At 40.4% G+C, this 17258-nt stretch carries 14 protein-coding genes; 13 read left to right on the forward strand and 1 reads right to left on the reverse strand.

Going from position 1 to position 17258, the window contains the following annotated elements:
- The first annotated feature begins 135 nt into the window (after positions 1-135).
- The 10 genes from QZU45_RS00430 to QZU45_RS00475 all read left to right on the forward strand — a co-directional run bounded on the left by QZU45_RS00430 (position 136) and on the right by QZU45_RS00475 (position 11080).
- The gene (locus QZU45_RS00430) at positions 136-663 is read left to right on the forward strand and encodes a type VI secretion system tube protein Hcp (RefSeq protein WP_295350233.1); all 528 of its coding nucleotides are present in this window, start codon (positions 136-138) and stop codon (positions 661-663) included.
- Between the two features lie 318 nt (positions 664-981).
- On the forward strand, positions 982-2064 hold the full coding sequence (locus QZU45_RS00435) for a type VI secretion system ImpA family N-terminal domain-containing protein (protein WP_295350236.1): 1083 nt from the start codon (positions 982-984) through the stop codon (positions 2062-2064).
- A 32-nt stretch (positions 2065-2096) separates the two neighbouring features.
- On the forward strand, positions 2097-2642 hold the full coding sequence (gene tssB / locus QZU45_RS00440) for a type VI secretion system contractile sheath small subunit (RefSeq protein ID WP_295350239.1): 546 nt from the start codon (positions 2097-2099) through the stop codon (positions 2640-2642).
- An 8-nt stretch (positions 2643-2650) separates the two neighbouring features.
- Positions 2651-4135, forward strand: coding sequence for a type VI secretion system contractile sheath large subunit (gene tssC, locus QZU45_RS00445; protein WP_295350242.1), 1485 nt, complete (start codon positions 2651-2653; stop codon positions 4133-4135).
- 18 nt (positions 4136-4153) lie between these two features.
- The gene (locus QZU45_RS00450; RefSeq protein ID WP_295350245.1) at positions 4154-4681 is read left to right on the forward strand and encodes a type VI secretion system tube protein Hcp; all 528 of its coding nucleotides are present in this window, start codon (positions 4154-4156) and stop codon (positions 4679-4681) included.
- Positions 4682-4732: 51 nt separating this feature from the next.
- On the forward strand, positions 4733-5206 hold the full coding sequence (gene tssE, locus QZU45_RS00455; protein ID WP_295350249.1) for a type VI secretion system baseplate subunit TssE: 474 nt from the start codon (positions 4733-4735) through the stop codon (positions 5204-5206).
- 15 nt (positions 5207-5221) lie between these two features.
- Entirely contained in the window at positions 5222-7042 is a 1821-nt protein-coding gene (gene tssF, locus QZU45_RS00460) for a type VI secretion system baseplate subunit TssF (RefSeq protein ID WP_295350252.1), read from the forward strand.
- Entirely contained in the window at positions 7018-8025 is a 1008-nt protein-coding gene (gene tssG / locus QZU45_RS00465) for a type VI secretion system baseplate subunit TssG (protein ID WP_295350255.1), read from the forward strand. The genes tssF and tssG overlap by 25 nt, the downstream gene beginning before the upstream one ends.
- A 20-nt stretch (positions 8026-8045) precedes the next feature.
- A complete protein-coding gene (gene tssH / locus QZU45_RS00470) occupies positions 8046-10790 on the forward strand; it encodes a type VI secretion system ATPase TssH (protein WP_295350258.1) in 2745 nt (914 codons plus the stop codon).
- 2 nt (positions 10791-10792) lie between these two features.
- Complete coding sequence (locus tag QZU45_RS00475; RefSeq protein ID WP_295350261.1) at positions 10793-11080, forward strand: hypothetical protein; 288 nt, start codon at positions 10793-10795, stop codon at positions 11078-11080.
- Between the two features lie 121 nt (positions 11081-11201).
- On the opposite strand, the gene QZU45_RS00480 is transcribed toward QZU45_RS00475, so the two are convergent.
- Positions 11202-13667 (reverse strand): penicillin-binding protein 1A, encoded by a 2466-nt coding sequence (locus QZU45_RS00480; protein ID WP_295350264.1) that lies wholly within the window; start codon positions 13665-13667, stop codon positions 11202-11204.
- Between the two features lie 355 nt (positions 13668-14022).
- On the opposite strand from QZU45_RS00480, the gene QZU45_RS00485 reads away from it, so the two are divergent.
- The 3 genes from QZU45_RS00485 to aroB all read left to right on the forward strand — a co-directional run bounded on the left by QZU45_RS00485 (position 14023) and on the right by aroB (position 17144).
- A complete protein-coding gene (locus QZU45_RS00485) occupies positions 14023-15297 on the forward strand; it encodes an MFS transporter (RefSeq protein ID WP_295350266.1) in 1275 nt (424 codons plus the stop codon).
- A 243-nt stretch (positions 15298-15540) separates the two neighbouring features.
- Complete coding sequence (locus tag QZU45_RS00490) at positions 15541-16059, forward strand: shikimate kinase (protein WP_074838808.1); 519 nt, start codon at positions 15541-15543, stop codon at positions 16057-16059.
- Positions 16060-16061: 2 nt separating this feature from the next.
- A complete protein-coding gene (aroB, locus tag QZU45_RS00495; RefSeq protein ID WP_295350271.1) occupies positions 16062-17144 on the forward strand; it encodes a 3-dehydroquinate synthase in 1083 nt (360 codons plus the stop codon).
- The last annotated feature ends 114 nt before the right edge of the window (positions 17145-17258 follow it).

Here is a 17258-nt window from a genome sequence, read left to right on the forward strand (position 1 = left end):
GTAACTGGACTTTGTTAAAGGACTTTTTAGTTTAAATCGCACAAGTTAGGACCTTCTGGTAACTCAGATGTCCTAACAGAATAGCTCCCAAAGGGGAATTCCCAGATGGAGTAAAAATTTGAAAGGAGACTTATCATGGCTTCAGATTTTTTTGTAAAGATTGACGGTATTGACGGAGATTCAAACGATAAGGGCCACAGCAAGTGGATCGAGGCAATCTCTTTCTCCCATGGTTCAGTTCAGAACGTTGGTGCTGGAAGAGCAACTGATGTGTCTGGTCGAGGCGCTTTCGAACCATTCTCTTTCGTTCATCTGATTGACAAGGCAACACCAAAGATTCAGCAGTTCTGTATGTCTGGTCAGAAGATTGCAAAGGTTGAATTCCAGGTTTGTCGTGAGGTTGCAGGTGCGCAGGTACCAGTTTATGAGATTACTTTGGAAAATGTAAAGATCAGCAAGGCAGAAGTAAAATCTGTAGTATCTGGAGGAAACGGCGCAGAGAGTCTGATTAACACTTTCCAGGGAGCAGATGGAGCTTATCTGCCTGTAGAACAGGTACAACTTGTAGCAGGAAAGATCTCCTGGAAGTATACAGCAATTAAACCTGACAGCACCAAGGATGGTGCAGTAGAGGCAAACTTCAACCAGATTGAGAATGCTTAATTCTATAGAGGCTTTCTCCTTAGGGAGAAGGCCTTTTTTATTTACTGTAAAACGATATGGGGGATTGAGATAAGAAAAAATTTAGATAAAAAGCACTTTTTAGCACGATGTTATTGCGAGCAGTTTAATATTTTGAACAAAATAATTATGACATAGTTTCTAAAAATTGCTTTTTTTTCTTTAAAGTTAGCTAAAACAAAGAGATGATCACAGTAAATATGGCAGTCAATAACTACTCTTGAAGTTAGCAGTTATATATCTGAATTTGTTTGTTTTATTCAAATAATCGCGGTATTTAGAGAACAAGTGGGGGAGAAAATGGATTTTCCTGACTTATCGACACTGACGACTGAATTGCCTGACAATCGCTGTGGCGATAACTGTGAATATGATCAGTTGTACATGGAGTTAGATTCTCTTGCAGTTGGAGTCCCAGATTCAGAGATGGGGGATTCTGTAACTGAGGGAAAAGAGCCAGAATTTTCTAAGCTTTGCTCGTCATGCCTTTCATTATGGGAAAAGACCAGAGATCTTAGAGTTGCAACCTATTACACGATTGGTATGTCCTGCTGTAATGGCCTTGAAGGTTTGAAATTCGGTCTTCAGCTTATCGATTACCTGATTGACAATATGTGGGAGGACTTTTATCCAAAGCTTGATCCTGAGGATGATAACGATCCTACCGAACGAGTAAATATTCTCCATATGCTGTCCCCTCAAAGCGGCTCATACAATGATCCCATAAGGTTTATTTATCATCTAAGACAGAATCGTTTTGTAGATTCTCTGCCATATTCCATCAGAGATGTGATGGTGGTTCAAGGCTTTATCGAAGGAAAGACAGAGAACGAGGTTGACCCTGTTATTGTTAATGCAGAACTTAATGGTGTTCCTGCTGAAGAAATGGAAAGCCGCAGTAAGTGTGTTGATGACATTCTTGCTCTGCTCGATAAGATTTCTTCTAGCATGAATGAAAAGATGGGGAATGCAGGATATTTGAATCTTGAGGCTCTAATTGCTGAAATGAAGAGTGTCAAGAAGTTCATATCAGCATATAAAAAAGGAGGCGTTTCATCAGATGAATCTTCAAATGTTCAGGAAACAGGCGTTACTGAACAGAAAACTGACTTAGGAAACGGTGGTAGCGAGTCTGGTAAAAAATATATTGGCTTTGATATAAAGTCTTTTGTTGTTTCAGACCGTGGTGATGCCCTGATGCTTATAAAGAAATGCTCAGATTTCTTTGCGAAAACAGAACCTACCAGTCCTCTTCCTTTTTTATTAAACAGAGCTTTGCGTATGTCGGATATGAATCTTCTGGACATTATGCGAGAGATTGATGAAAACTCGGTTTCAAAGGCAATGGAACAGCTTGGCGTGATCCAGAAAGCCGAAGAATGATTTTTTAACAACAATAAGGATAGGTAAATAGAATGGCAAACAGCAGTTCTCAGAAATTTATTGGAAGGAACAGAGCTCCGAGAGTTCAGGTCGAATACGACGTAGAACTTTATGGTGCTGAGAAAAAGGTAAATCTTCCTTTTGTTATGGGGGTTATGTCAGACCTCTCTGGTAAACCAGAAGAGCCTCTTCCAAACGTTGAAGAGCGAAATTTTGTGGAATTCGATGCGGAAAATTTTGACAGCAGATTAAAGAGCATCAAACCAAGAGTTGCTTTCTCTGTACCAAATGTCCTTAATGACGATGGAGGCAATATTGCAGTCGATATTACCTTCAATAATATGGAAGACTTTTCTCCTGACAAGGTTGCAGAGAAGGTTGAAGGTGTAAAGCAGCTTTTAGATGCAAGAAAGCAGCTGGCTAATCTATTAAGTTATATGGATGGCAAGAGCGGTGCCGAAGAACTTCTGGGTAAGCTGCTTGAAGATCCTGCTCTGCTGAAGGCTCTGAGTGCCAAGGCAAAGGAAGAAATGGAAAAGGCCAAGGACGAATCTGCTGAAAAGACTGATAAGGAGTAAAGATTATTATGACAGATACAGTAAAAGAAGAAGGCGCACTATCTGCGGAGATGGAACTTTCTGATTTTGATAAACTTCTTAATCAGGAATTCAAGCCAAAATCCGAAGAGGCCGATGTTGCCGTAAAGGGAGCCGTAAGAACCCTTGTCTCTCAGGCTTTAGAGAATGCAACTTTAGTCAGTGACAATGCTATTAAGACTATTGAAGGCATCATCTCTGAGATTGACAAGAAACTCAGCGCTCAGGTTAATCAGATTATTCATCACAAGGATTTTGAAAATCTTGAAAGTGCCTGGCGTGGTCTTTCCTATCTGGTAAATAATACTGAAACCAGCACCCAGATGAAGATAAGAGTTCTTAACATCAGCAAAAAGGATGTGGCGAAGACTCTGAAGAAGTTCAAGGGAACTTCCTGGGACCAGAGCCCCCTGTTCAAGAAGATTTATGAAGAGGAATACGGTACCGCTGGTGGTGAGCCAATAGGTGCGATTGTTGGTGATTACTATTTTAATCATACCGGTCCTGATCTTGAGGTGTTAAAGGGTATTGCTCAGATTTCAGCTGCTGCTCATGCTCCATTTATTGCAGCTGCCGACCCTTCAATCATGAATCTGGATTCATGGCAGGAGCTGGCAAATCCTCGTGATATTTCAAAGATCTTCTCAACACCTGAATATGCGGCCTGGAGATCATTCAGAGATTCAGAGGACAGCCGTTATGTGGCTCTTACTCTTCCTCGTGTATTAAGTCGTGCTCCATATGGCGCTACTACCAATCCTGTAGAAACATTTGACTTTGAAGAGGATACCAGCAACGGTAATTCAGCAAATTACAACTGGATGAACGCCGCTTATGCTATGGGCGTAAACATCAACCGTTCTTTTACTGACTATGGCTGGTGTGCTCATATCCGTGGTGTTGAGTCTGGTGGTGTTGTTGAGTCTCTTCCAACTCATACCTTCCCATCAATGGATGGCGGTGTAACCATGAAATGCCCTACAGAGATTGCGATTACTGATCGTCGTGAGGCAGAACTTTCCAATAATGGATTCCTTCCATTATGTCACTGGAAGAATACTGATTATGCCGTATTCATCGGCGGTCAGACTGTAAATAAGCCTCAGGAATATGACAATCCAGATGCAACTGCAAACGCTAATTTATCCGCAAGACTTCCTTATATCTTTGCCACAACACGTTTCGCTCATTATCTGAAGTGTATTGTTCGTGACAAGATTGGTTCCTTCAAGGAAAGAGCCGATATGGAGAAGTGGCTGAGCAACTGGATTTCAAACTATGTTACCTCTGATCCAAATGCGTCTGAAGAGGTAAAGGCAAAGTATCCTCTGGCAGAAGCTAAGGTTGTTGTGGAGGATGTTGAAGGTCAGCCAGGATATTACAATGCCAAGTTCTACTTAAGACCTCATTATCAGCTTGAGGGCTTAACTACATCATTGAGATTAACCACAAAGGTTCCTAACGGAGCTAAGTAACACAAAGGAGATTAAGATATGGCCTCTGATTTTTATGTAAAAATTGATGGTATTGATGGAGATTCCAACGATAAAAGCCATGGCAAATGGATTGAAGTCGTAGCTTTCTCTCATGGGTCTGTTCAGAATGTTGGAGCTGGAAGAGCAACTGATGTATCAGGTCGTGGTGCATTTGAGCCATTCACCTTTGTTCATCTGATTGATAAGGCTACCCCAAAGATTCAGCAGTTCTGTATGTCAGGTCAGAAGGTTGCAAAGGTACAGTTCCAGGTATGCCGTGCTGTTGCCGGTAAGCAGGAGCCTGTATATGAGGTGACACTGGAGAATGTAAAGATTTCTAAGGCTTCTGTAAAGTCAGTAGTATCTGGCGGTAACGGCGCAGATGCACTGATTGACAGTTTCCAGGGATCTGACGGTGCCTATCTGCCTTTAGAGCAGGTGGATCTGGTTGCAGGCAAGATTACATGGAAGTACACCGCTATTAAGCCTGATAACACCAAGGATGGTGCCGTTGAGGCAAACTTCAATCAGATTGAGAACGCTTAACTCAGAAGGGCTTCCTTTCCCTGAGAAGGGGAGCCTTCTTTAAGGATTTCTATGGCAGATAGTTCAAAAAGTGGTCAGCAGTTTTATCTTCCTAGCCTGTTATCAAGGCTTACCAAAGAAGATATTGATGGACTTTCTGATATAGACATGCTTAAAGAAGAAATTCTGGATAATATTTTTATGCTCTTGAATTCAAGAGTTAGACCGGAAAGGAAAGACCTTGAGAATGATCCTTTTTTATATCGTTCGGTTTTAGGTTATGGCCTTAGCGATTTTTGCGGAATATCACATAATTCTTTTACTGTAGAGAAGCTGCTAGAAGAAATAAGAAGTCTGATTGAATTCTATGAACCAAGGCTAGATCCGGCAAGTATAAAAGTTCAGAGAGTAAAAAAAGAGGATGTGTCCTCTAATGTGAAGATTCAGATTACAGGACGAATTTCAGTTCCTCCTTATATTGATGAGGTTGATTTTCTGTTTACTCTGGACTTGGAATCAGGTGTTCCTCATGTACAAAGAGAATAAAAGAAAGGAGCATTTATGAATGAAGATTTCCTTTCGTATTATCGAGAGAACCTAGTTCATTTACGTCAGATGGGAACTGAATTTGGCTCTCAGTTTCCAAAGGTTGCTTCAAGACTGAATCTTACAAAACAGGATTCCCAGGATCCTTTTGTTGAAAGACTTCTTGAGGGAACAGCCTTTCTTGTTGCTCGTGCAGAAAAAAAATTTGATGACGGTTATCCTGAACTTTTACAGCAGATATTAAACAAAGTATGTCCTTTAGCATCTACTCCTGTACCTGCAGCTTCGGTTTTAAATTTTACTGGCTCTGGTCAGGAATATAAAACCGAACAGGTTGGATTTTCAACAGTATTCGACTGTAAAGTTGCAGGTAAGTTTTCAGCCTCCCTAAAACTAACCCCAATGTGGAGAACTCGTTTTTATCCATTGAGTGTCTCGGCTGCAAGTTATGAGTCTTCGCTGGTGAATATTCTGCCAACAGAAGAAATTGATGCTCTGAATCTTAAATCTGCTCTGCGCATGACTGTGCTTGGCTGCAATAATCTTAAAGATACCGGTTCTGATAATAATGGTATCGATATTTATTTGGATATGGCGGATTCTAATGCTTCAAGAATGGCGTACTGTTTTAATCGTCATCTTAAAGCTGTATATATTGAGGATGAGTCCGGCAATATAACCAAGGTTAGCGATAAACTTGAATGTGGCTACAAAGCCGAACAGTGTGAGAACATTTTTGATGAGATTTTTGGCTATATGCCAGGAGTAAGTCTTCTTCAGATGTATTTCTCCTATCCTTTCATCTATCGTTTTATATCTGTCAGAGGCCTTCTTGATATCTTAAAGAAGTCATCCCAGAATACATTAAATCTTATTTTTGCTTTTTCGTCTTTAGTTGAGTTAGGTGGTGAAGTAACAGAGTCCTCCTTTAAATTCTCGTGTCTTCCGGTAATTAATCTGTTCAAGATGCGTAGCAGTCGCTCTACACTTAATTTAAAACATGAGTTCCTTGTGAGCGCAGATAGAACAAAATCTTTAGATTATGAAATTATCAAAATTGAGAATGTTGAGCTATATGATTCACATAACGTTCATGTGAATACAGCACTACCTTTCTATTCATTCAGAAATACACTGGATAATGAGGATAATGCGGTGTTTTTCTCAACGGTAAGACGAGATCGTCTTAACGGTATATACAGACCAAGAAGTAATTACCAGAAGACAGAGGTATTCATATCTCTGTCAGGGGCTATTTACAATTCTGCTATTAGAGATCTTCGGGAATTTACCGCAAATCTGTGGTGTTCAAATGCGGATCTGTCGCTATTTGTCGGATCAAACAAAAAAGTAACAACTCCTGATGGAAGTGGATCTGCATCATTTATTTTTCCGTTAACTTCTCCTCGTCCTGCATTCTTTATGAGAGGAGATCTCAACGGATTTTCCAGACTCTCGTTTATTCTTATGAATTTATCTGCACAGCTTTTACAGCATAGTGATGAGTGTAAGGTTGTACTGCAGAATCTGATACAGATTTTTTATCATGGCTCTATTGATGAAAAGAAGATTCTGATTGGAGCTATAAATAAGGTTGAAACAGGTCCAAGTGTATTCAGATTCGTTGAAACTGGACATATATATTTTGAAAAGGGATTTAAAGTTGACATAGTTCTTGACGAAAGTAATCTTACAGGTTTCGGTGTTTATGCATTGGGGTCAGTGCTTAGAAGAGTGCTGTGTGATTTTACTTCGTTAAATCTGCTGATTAGGTTTTCTCTCTATGGCGTAAAATCGGGGTTAATCTGCTCATGGACACAAGAGAAAGACAGGTAAAGCAGGCTTTAAGAGCCATGCGTAATTTTGGTGGTGTAGACTTTTTTGAAGTTGTAAGAGATTTCGAAAAAGCGAGTGGCATCGTGCCTGGAATTGGCTATAGAAAATCATCAAAATGCAATGTCCGTTTTTCTCAGAAACCAACACTGAGTGGAGTCCTTCCTGCAGTTACTGCAATAAGTGAAGATAAGAATGGCAACTCGGTAATTGAAGTTTCAGGTCCGGGATTAACCGGAACTGATGGACCTATGCCTTTAGAATTCACCAGCAGGGTATTGCAGCTTTCAAACAATTACTATGATTACGCTCTGCAGCGTTTTATAGATATCATCAATAATGAGTTTCTGTCCCTTTATTATCGTGCGTATGCTCAAAAGGATTTGGCCATTGGTTTTGATAAAAAGGAGAATAATCTTCCTCGCAGCATTTTCAGAGCCTTTTCTGGAGCTCCTGCCGACAGAGATCCTGAACTTCCAAAGTTTGCGGCTGAAGCAATGATGCCTTTTGTTATTTCAAAGAACAGTGGAGCAGAAGGTTTAAGGACAATTTTAAGAGAGTTCTTTGGCTTTGATATCAGAATTGAAAGCAATATTTTTGAGCGTTATTTGATCCCTGAAGATCTGCGTTGCAGACTAGGGCATAGAGATACCTGTACTTTGGGGGTAAGTATGCAGATAGGAAAGCATTTCTACAGTCACACCAAGAAATTTGATTTAAAGCTTGGTCCTATGGATTTTAAAGATTGTTATGCAATGCTTCCTGGAACAAAAAATTATAACTATCTGATAGAAATTATAAACCTGTATCTTCAGAAACCACTGGATTATGACCTGATATTTATTCTAAGGAAGAATTCCCTGAAAGGTATTTATCTGAACGGTAATTATTCATTAGGGTCAAACTGTTATTTTAAATACACAAATGAAAAGGGAGAGTGTCAGATTGTCATTAATGTTTCTCGACTTAATGGACATGCTGCCTAGACACAATAAGGAGTCAGTAAATGTTGAAACTTAAAAGAGTTCAGATTTTCGGAAAACTCGATAAGACGGCATATAAGGCATTAGAAAGTGCAACAGTACTGTGCAAAACCAGAGGAAATCCATATATAGAACTGGTTCATTTTATAAATCAGATTCTTTTAGGGGATGCCAGTGATGTACATGAGATAGTGCGTTATTTCTCTTTAGATGAAGCACAGCTGTCTAAGGATCTTATTGCCGCACTGGACCGACTGCCTCGAGGTGCAAGTTCAATAAGTGATTTCAGCAGTACCATTGAGCTGGCTATCCGTGAAGCCTGGATGGCAACTTCAATTGTTTATCAGGAACGAACCATCAGAACTGGTCATCTGCTTCTGGCGATGAAGCAGAATCAGGAGCTTTCCCGTATTCTTTCTGACATCAGCTCTGAGTTTATCAAGGTAAACGGAGACATGCTTCAGGAAAAATTTGCCGAAATAGTGAAGAACTCTCCTGAAGTTTCAAGTGTAGTAAGCGGGTCCGAAGGCGCTACCGGTCAGGCAGGACAGATGCTTTCCAATCCTGCAATGGGCAAGGGGGAGGCTCTAGATCTATACACAACTGATCTTACAGCTCAGGCTAAGGAAGGAAAAATTGACAACATTGTCGGACGTGATGAAGAAATCCGCAAGATGATAGATATTCTGATGCGTAGAAGACAGAATAATCCAATCCTGACAGGTGAAGCTGGTGTAGGTAAGACTGCAGTGGTTGAAGGCTTTGCCAAACGTCTTGCTGATGGAGATGTTCCTGACTGCCTTAAGGGCACAGTTCTGCGTTCTCTGGATTTAGGTCTTTTACAGGCTGGCGCATCAATGAAGGGTGAGTTTGAAAATCGACTCAAACAGGTAATTGAAGAGGTTAAAAGTTCAGATACTCCTATTATTCTGTTTATTGATGAGGCCCATACCTTAATCGGTGCCGGTGGTGCAGCAGGTCAGAATGATGCTGCAAATCTTTTGAAGCCTGCTTTAGCCCGAGGTGAGTTGAGATGTATTGCCGCAACAACCTATCAGGAATACGTTAAGTACTTTGAGAAAGATCCTGCATTAACCAGACGTTTTGAAAATATTCTGGTTTTAGAGCCAGATGATGACAAGGCTGTGCAGATGCTTCGCGGCATGACTCATATGCTAGAGGGACATCATAAAGTCAGAATTTTAGATGAGGCCCTAAGTGCTACCGTTAAACTTTCACGTCGCTATATTCCAGCGCGTCAGTTGCCTGATAAAGGTGTAAGCGTTCTTGATACAGCTTGTGCAAAGGTTGCCTTAAGTCAGAGTCAGGAGCCATATGAAATTGAATACTCCAGACGCAAAATTGAAGCTATGACCTTGGAGCAGGAGATTCTGAGCAGAGAAAATTCACAGGGATTTCTGCATGAGGATGAACTGAAAGCTCTTGCTGATAAGCTTAATAAGGAAAAGACCCATTACGATGAGCTTAATGAAAAATTAAATAAGATCAAAGAAAAAGCTAAAGAGTATTTTGACCTGTGCGAGAAGATAGCTCCTCATAAGGATAAAAAAGAAGAGGTTAATGCTGAAGAGAAAGCTGCGAATGCTGAAAATGCAAAGTCTGCAGAGAAGCCTTCTAAGAAAGAAAAAGCTTCAGGCAGTAAGCCTTCAAAAGCTGATTTTGAGAAGCTAAAAAAACTCAGAGAAGAACTCAATGATATGCAGGGTGAAAACCCAATGCTGCTTCCTGAGGTGGATGCCCAGGCTGTTTGTACTGTTATTTCTGAGTGGACAGGTATTCCTCTTGGCAGAATGATGAAGGATGAGATCAACTCTGTTCTCAAGATGTCTGAATTCCTGCAGCAGAGAGTTATCGGTCAGCCTCATGCTCTTGATTTGATTGCAAAGCGCCTGATGACATCAAGAGCAAATCTTTCTGATCCAAATCGACCAATTGCTGTTCTGATGCTGGCAGGTCCGTCCGGTGTAGGTAAGACTGAAACCGCCCTGGCTCTGGCAGAACAGTTGTATGGAACTGAAAGTAATGTGATTACAATCAATATGAGTGAGTTCCAGGAAGCACATACGGTTTCTACCCTGAAAGGTGCGCCTCCAGGATATGTAGGTTATGGCGAGGGCGGTGTTTTAACAGAGGCTGTTCGTCGCAGACCATATAGTGTGGTTTTACTGGATGAGATTGAAAAAGCACATAAGGACGTTCATGAGATATTCTTCCAGGTTTTTGATAAGGGCCAGATGGAGGACGGCTCAGGAAGACTCATCAATTTTAGGAATTGCGTGATTATACTGACGACCAATGTTGGAGATGATGCGATTATGAATCTCTGTCAGGATGAAGATAATCTGCCTGATCCTTCTGTTTTAGAGGAAGCGGCACGTCCTGCAATGATGAAAGTATTCCCAGCTGCATTATTGGGTCGCATTAATATAATTCCGTACTATCCTTTAGGTAAGAAGGCATTAAATCATATTGTTGATTTGAAGCTTAATAAGATTGTAAAACGTGTTAAGGAAAACTATCACGCAGAGTTCAGATATACACAGGAACTTCGAGATGAGATTATCTCAAGATGCAATAATGTTGCATCTGGTGCTCGTCTGATTGATGCGATTGTAAACAATGATCTGTTACCTGAACTGAGCGCGCGTTTCCTTGAATGTACAATGGAAGAAAAACAGCTTGTATCCGCAACCGCAAGTGCCAAGGACGGCAAGTTTGTTTTTGACTTTGAAACTAAAGAGGTGTGATTATGACTCCTGCAGCAACATTGGTAAATGTAACTGCAACAGGAGATGTTGTAACCGGCCCAGGTATGCCTCTTAACCTAGTTAATGCTTTACCTGAAGCCTGTCTCGGTGACCTTGTTGCAGGCCCCGTATGTGTAGGGGCAATTTCGGTGACAACAGCGGTAAATCATCTTGTCAAAGGAAGACCTGCCGCCTGCTTGAGTTCCGTAGTTAGCGGAGTAAACCCAGTTGTTGGTGCTCCAGTGGCAACGGCTGTTGTTGTGGTTCCTAATATCAACAGAATAGTATGATTCTGTTCTGAATATTTTTAGATTTTTAACCTACGAAAAAGCTAGGCCTATAGTAGTATGACCTAGCTTTGCATTTTTTTGGCGGAACTGCAAAATGCAGTTACCGCGTCAATGACTCTCTTTAGAAGATGTTGTCAGAGCTTACACCTGAGGTATCAACTTCAGTCTGAACAGGAGCTCCTCGACTGTCAGTTGCTGTGTTTTCTACACCATCATCTCCGACATCAGTCTCTGAAATTGTGGTACCGCCGCGGATACACCAGTCAGAAATCCCATGGTTTGAACATTTCTCCAGTCCTGCAGGAACAGGAATTGGAGCAGGAGGTGTTCCGGCCTGAGAGAGTTTTATAAACTCAGCCCAGATTGGCAGGGCAGAATAGGCACCGCCTTCTGGACCCTGAGTTCTTGACCATCCGAGATCTCTGTCTGAATCAAATCCCATCCAGGATGTAGCCACAATGTCTCCATTGAATCCTGAGAACCAGGCATCATGAACATTGTTTGTGGTGCCTGTTTTACCATGAAGATCTTCTCTTCCTGTTACGGCTTTTGCTCTTCCGCCAGTTCCCCAGTAGTTTCCTGAGATACCGTGGCCACCGTATATAACTGAGCTCATCATGTCTCCGACAATAAATGCATTCTTATGGGAAAGCACCTGTGGGGCACTGTTTTCTGGTTCATCAATACCTTCAACATATTCAAGCTTGATGCCGTTTACTACTCTGTCTGGAGCATTTGGATCTGCTATTTTAGGTTTCTCCTCAAAGATAACCTGTCCATTCTTAACAATTTTGGAAATCAGATAAGGAGTAATCTTGTAGCCTCCATTTGCAAAGGTTGCATAGCCAGTAACCAGCTGTAAAGGAGTTACTTCCACAGAACCTAAAGCCATTGATTCAACCTGCTGTGATTTTGGAAGATTAAAGCCGAACTTCTGAATATGTTCAACTGCATTCTGAACTCCGATTTGGCGGATTAGACGGATTGAAACAACATTCTTTGAACGGGCAAGACCTTCTCTTAAAGTCATGGCACCGTCATAGCGGTTAGGAGAATTCTTTGGTACCCACCAGGTCATTGAGCCAGGATCCCAGGTTTTGATTGGAAGATCCTGGAAGATGGAGTTAATGTTAATTCCTCTTGCAACTGCTGCTGAGTATAGAAATGGTTTGAAGTTAGAGCCAGTTTGACGTACGGACTGGGAGGCTCTGTCAAATTTACTTTTGGCAAAGTCATATCCGCCAACAGTTGCCACAATACCACCAGTGTACTGGTTTAGAGCAACAATAGCAGCCTCAACCTGTGGAATCTGAGTTAGGACATTTTCCTGCTTGTCATTTACGTAGTAGTAAATCAGATCACCTAATGCAACAACATCTGATACTTTCTTTGGTGATGGCCCCTGTCTTTTGTCAGATACAAAAGGTGCAGCCCATTTCATGTTGTCAAAGGTAATTTTTATCTCTGTATCCTTTCTGGCTATAGCTGTGCATACACCGTTTTCATCACTGATTTCTGTAACAATGGCTGGCTTGATGTAATGGAACTTATCTGCGTTATACAGATATTTTGCTCTGTCAAAGGTATCTGGTGAGTAATCCTTGATTTTATTGATATTATCAGCAGCACCTCTGTAGCCGTGACGACGGTCATAGTCGGTAACTCCCTTGAACACAGCATAATTTGCAGCTTCCTGATCTTTTGAAAGAACGGTAGTGTAGATTTCATAACCGTCAAGGTAAGCCTGATCTCCATACTTGTCTAGTATGGCCTGACGTACGGCTTCTGCTACGTACGGTGCATAGGATTCAAGCTTTGAGGAGTGGAACTCTGCTCTGTAAGGCTCTGCTTCCGCTTTTTTGTATTCGTCTTCGGTAATAAATCCTAAAGAGAGCATTCTCTCTAAAACCAGATGTCTTCTTTCTCTTGATCGTTCTGGATTTGAGATTGGGTTTAGTATTGAAGGTGCCTTAGGAAGACCTGCAATAGTTGCCATCTGTCCTAGAGTCAGTTCATCAAGATTTTTTCCATAGTAGGTCTGAGCTGCGGCTGCAACACCGTATGATCTGTGGCCTAAGGCAATCTTGTTTAGGTAAAGCTCAAAGATTTCTTCTTTTGTCAGAACCTGTTCGATTCTAAGAGAAATGAATATTTCCTTTAGTTTTCTCTGAATGGTTTTCTCTCTGGTCAGATAGAAATTTCTTGCTACCTGCTGAGTGATTGTACTTGCACCCTGACGAGCAGATGCTGCAGTAAGAGAAACAATGGCAGCACGGAATATACCGATAGGATCAATTCCGCTGTGTTCATAAAAACGGGTATCCTCAATTGCCAGAAAGGCCTTTTTCAGTTTATCTGGAATTTTGTCAATTGATACTGGAATACGTTTTGCTTCTCCAAATTCCCCAATAAGTTTATTATCTGCGGTGTAAATCTTCATTGGAGTTTCAAAACTGACTTCCTTTAATTTTTCTACGTCAGGAAGGTCGCCTAAAGCCTGATAATATAAACCAGCGCTGGCTACACCAATAGCTCCGATTCCGAATAATCCAGACCAAAGAGCAAATTTTAAATATTTAAAAAACACAAAAAGCCTCTGTTAAAACTTAGCATCTCTCATTTTGTGTGTATATTATATCTTATGCAATCTTGAAAACACACTGTTTAAGTATATGTCACCTTACTTCTCAGGTCCAAATGGTTCGTATTTTTCTGTCTATAAAAAAATGTGACGATATCTAAAGCTTTTATTATTTTTTTTACTAATTCTTTGTGATTTCATCAGATTTTTTAAACAAAGCTCAATTATTACCATTTTGTTCAACTAAAATCTCAAATAGGAAGTAGCAAAATATTCCTAATTCGTTGAGATTATGATTGTTTTTCATTTCGTTAGGATTAGGCTGCTGTGTTTTATTTTTACGATAGATAGTGGTGTGGCTATGAGTATTAAGGTCCGTCTTGCTATATTGAACTTTCTTCATATGGGAGCCTGGGGTGCCTATCTTATAAGTATGGGTAACTACTTTGTTCATATAGGCCTTGCAAACAGAATCGGCTCCTTCTACGCCTTAATAGGAATTGTTTCATTTTTTACCCCTACCATCGCAGGTATCATCGCTGACAGATATATTCAGCCAGTAAGAGTTCTAGGACTGTGTCATCTTCTGTGTGGTCTTGGAATGCTGGTGCTGTTCTATATAGGAGGATCTCCGGATGCCGGATTGCTTTATTCAAAAATGTATCTGGTATATTTCTTCTGTATAGCCTGCTATATGGGCTCATACTCACTAGTTCTTTCGGTATCTTATACGCTTTTGGAACAGGAACATCTGGATACCGTTAAGCACTTTCCTTCAATCAGAGTATTCGGTTCCATCGGCTTTGTTGTATTCATGTGGCTGACAGATCTGTTTAACTTTGAGGCTTCTGAAAAACAGTTCATGCTGTCAGGAATTGTAAGTCTTGTTTTCTTCCTTTATACCTTTACTCTTCCTGTATGTGAGCAGCAGAAACAGCTTAAGCATCAGACCCTAAGAGAAATGTTTGGTCTTAATGCCTTTGGTCTGTTTAAGAACAAGGAACTATGTATATTCTTTATTTTCTCGGCTCTCTTAGGTATTAATCTGCAGATTGCCAATGCCTACGGAACTCCTTATCTTTCAAGTTTCTCCAGAATGGCTGAGTATGCAGACTCCTTTGCGGTTAAGCACTCAAATATTCTGTATTCTCTGTCTCAGATCAGCGAATGCGCCTGTCTGCTTCTGATTCCATTCTTCCTTAAGCGTTTTGGTATCAAGGCTGTAATGCTTCTGGCTATGGCTGCATGGGCTTTAAGATTCTTCTTTATGGGGGCTGGTAACCCAGGTTCTGGTTTATATCTGCTGATCCTCTCAATGATTGTCTATGGATTTGCCTTTGATTTCTTTGTAATTTCAAGCTCAATCTATATTGATAAAAAGGCACCAAATAACATACGTAGCAGTGCACAGGGCCTGTTCTGGATGATGGCAAATGGTGTCGGCTCTTCTGTTGGTTCGATGTTTGCCCAGTCTGTGATCAATATGAATACTGAAACCGACGGTACAATAGACTGGTACCCAAGCTGGATGAGCTTCAGTATTTATGCTCTGGTTATCTGTATTCTGTTCTTCTTCATGTTCCATCCTAAGGTGGAAGAGGAGGAGACTAATCCTGCAGGAGAGAAACCTGTATAACATAAAGTTATCTTCTCCGTAGAAACAACAAAACAATTTCAAAACATAATTTCAACATCTGATCTGAAACGAGGTTGATGTTGAATTATGTTTTTGTGTTTTTTTCTGTCCTGGATTTCAATTTTTCTTTTGATTTGTTTCCTATTTCTGTGCAACAGCCTCGTTTTTTGTTGAAAATTCTGAAAATGAAGTAGAATCTGACTAAATATCTTAATCAGTATATGAACAAAACGCGGAGCTGTAATGTCCAGATCAGAAAAAAGCAGAATTATTCTTGTAGGTCCAATGGGAGCTGGTAAAAGTTCAATTGGTAAATCACTGGCATTGCTTACACAGAAACCTTTTATCGATGTTGATGAAGAAATTGTCAGAACCACTTTAAAGAGTATCCCTGAGATTTTTGCAGAATCGGGGGAAAGTGGCTTTAGAAAAATAGAAACCGAAGTTTTAAAAAATTGTCTTAAATATGATGCAGTGATCGCAACAGGAGGAGGAATTGTAACTTCTGATGAGAACCGACAGCTGATTAAGAATAATGGTTTTGTTGTTTATCTTTACGCAAGCGTTGATACTCAGTATTTAAGAACTAAGAATGATTCAAATCGACCTATGATCGCCGTTGAAGATCCCAAGTCCAGATTAAATGAAATTTTTACCAGACGTAAGCCTTTATATGAGGAGGTTCAGGACTGTCTGGTTGATACTAATATTCAGACAATTAAACAATGTGTAGAACAGATTAAATCAGAAATCAGGAAATAAAGATGGAAAAAATAACAGTCGGACTTAATGAACGTACTTACCCTATATACATTGGAACATCTCAGCATTATGGTGAGTTGGTAAGAAAGGCCCTTCCAAAAATCAGAGATCTGATGGTTGTAACCAATGATACTGTTGGTCCTCTTTATTTTGATTCCCTGAAGAAACAGCTGGAAGAATCTGGATTTAAAGTCTGTGAGTGTGTTCTAAAGGACGGAGAAGCCTATAAAACCATCGATAGTTTCTGGGAAATTCAGACAGCTCTTTTAGAAAATAATTTTGCCCGCGACAGTGCCATTATAGCTCTTGGTGGTGGTGTTGTTGGTGATATGGCTGGTTTTGCTGCTTCAACTTATCAGCGAGGAATTCCTTTTATTCAGATTCCTACTACACTTTTAGCCATGGTTGATTCCTCTGTAGGAGGAAAGACAGCAATCAATCATCCTTTAGGAAAAAACATGATTGGAGCATTCTATCAGCCAAAAGCTGTAATTGCTGATCTTGATACTTTAAAGACTCTTCCCAAAAGAGAGCTTACCGCTGGCTTAGGTGAGGTTGTTAAGACTGCAATTATCTATGATGCTGAATTCTTCTGCTATCTTGAACAGAATATAGATAAAGTCTTTTCCTATGATCTTGGGGTGATTGGCAGAATTGTAAAAAACTGCTGTCAGGTAAAGGCAAGCGTGGTTTCAGAAGATGAGAAAGAACATGGTCTTCGAGCAATTCTCAATTACGGTCATACCTTTGGTCATGCTATAGAGGCTTTTTTAGGGTTTGGAACCTGGCTTCACGGAGAAGCTGTTGGACTTGGCATGGTTATAGCGTCTGCACTTGGAAGAAAACGCGGTCTGATAAGTGCACAGGATGATGAGCGAATGCTACAACTGTGCAGAAAGGCTCTGCTTCCTGTAAAAATCCCAGAGAACATGACTGCAGATGATTTTATTAAGCATATGCGTCACGATAAAAAGGTAAGACAGGGGACAATCAGATATGTTCTTCCAACCTCAATCGGAAAAGTTGACATTTTTTCTGATGTAACCGATGAAGAGATAAAAAATTTAATTAACTCTCTGAAATAATATAGTAAAATTCCAGTAGTTAATGAAAATAAAGTTCTAAGCCATTGTCTAACGGCAATCTAAGCTTTCAACTGTATATTCCTGTGCGGAAGCAAATTGTTTTGACACGGAATT

It is taken from the genome of uncultured Succinivibrio sp., from assembly GCF_902756765.1.
Lineage (GTDB): Bacteria > Pseudomonadota > Gammaproteobacteria > Enterobacterales > Succinivibrionaceae > Succinivibrio.

Coding starts and splice junctions, on each gene's coding strand:
- QZU45_RS00435 (WP_295350236.1), top strand. CDS start 982: ATGGATTTTCCTGACTTATCGACACTGACGACTGAATTGCCTGACAAT.
- aroB (WP_295350271.1), top strand. CDS start 16,062: ATGGAAAAAATAACAGTCGGACTTAATGAACGTACTTACCCTATATAC.
- QZU45_RS00485 (WP_295350266.1), top strand. CDS start 14,023: ATGAGTATTAAGGTCCGTCTTGCTATATTGAACTTTCTTCATATGGGA.
- tssF (WP_295350252.1), top strand. CDS start 5,222: ATGAATGAAGATTTCCTTTCGTATTATCGAGAGAACCTAGTTCATTTA.
- tssB (WP_295350239.1), top strand. CDS start 2,097: ATGGCAAACAGCAGTTCTCAGAAATTTATTGGAAGGAACAGAGCTCCG.
- tssG (WP_295350255.1), top strand. CDS start 7,018: ATGGACACAAGAGAAAGACAGGTAAAGCAGGCTTTAAGAGCCATGCGT.
- QZU45_RS00430 (WP_295350233.1), top strand. CDS start 136: ATGGCTTCAGATTTTTTTGTAAAGATTGACGGTATTGACGGAGATTCA.
- QZU45_RS00475 (WP_295350261.1), top strand. CDS start 10,793: ATGACTCCTGCAGCAACATTGGTAAATGTAACTGCAACAGGAGATGTT.
- QZU45_RS00490 (WP_074838808.1), top strand. CDS start 15,541: ATGTCCAGATCAGAAAAAAGCAGAATTATTCTTGTAGGTCCAATGGGA.
- QZU45_RS00450 (WP_295350245.1), top strand. CDS start 4,154: ATGGCCTCTGATTTTTATGTAAAAATTGATGGTATTGATGGAGATTCC.
- tssH (WP_295350258.1), top strand. CDS start 8,046: ATGTTGAAACTTAAAAGAGTTCAGATTTTCGGAAAACTCGATAAGACG.
- tssC (WP_295350242.1), top strand. CDS start 2,651: ATGACAGATACAGTAAAAGAAGAAGGCGCACTATCTGCGGAGATGGAA.
- tssE (WP_295350249.1), top strand. CDS start 4,733: ATGGCAGATAGTTCAAAAAGTGGTCAGCAGTTTTATCTTCCTAGCCTG.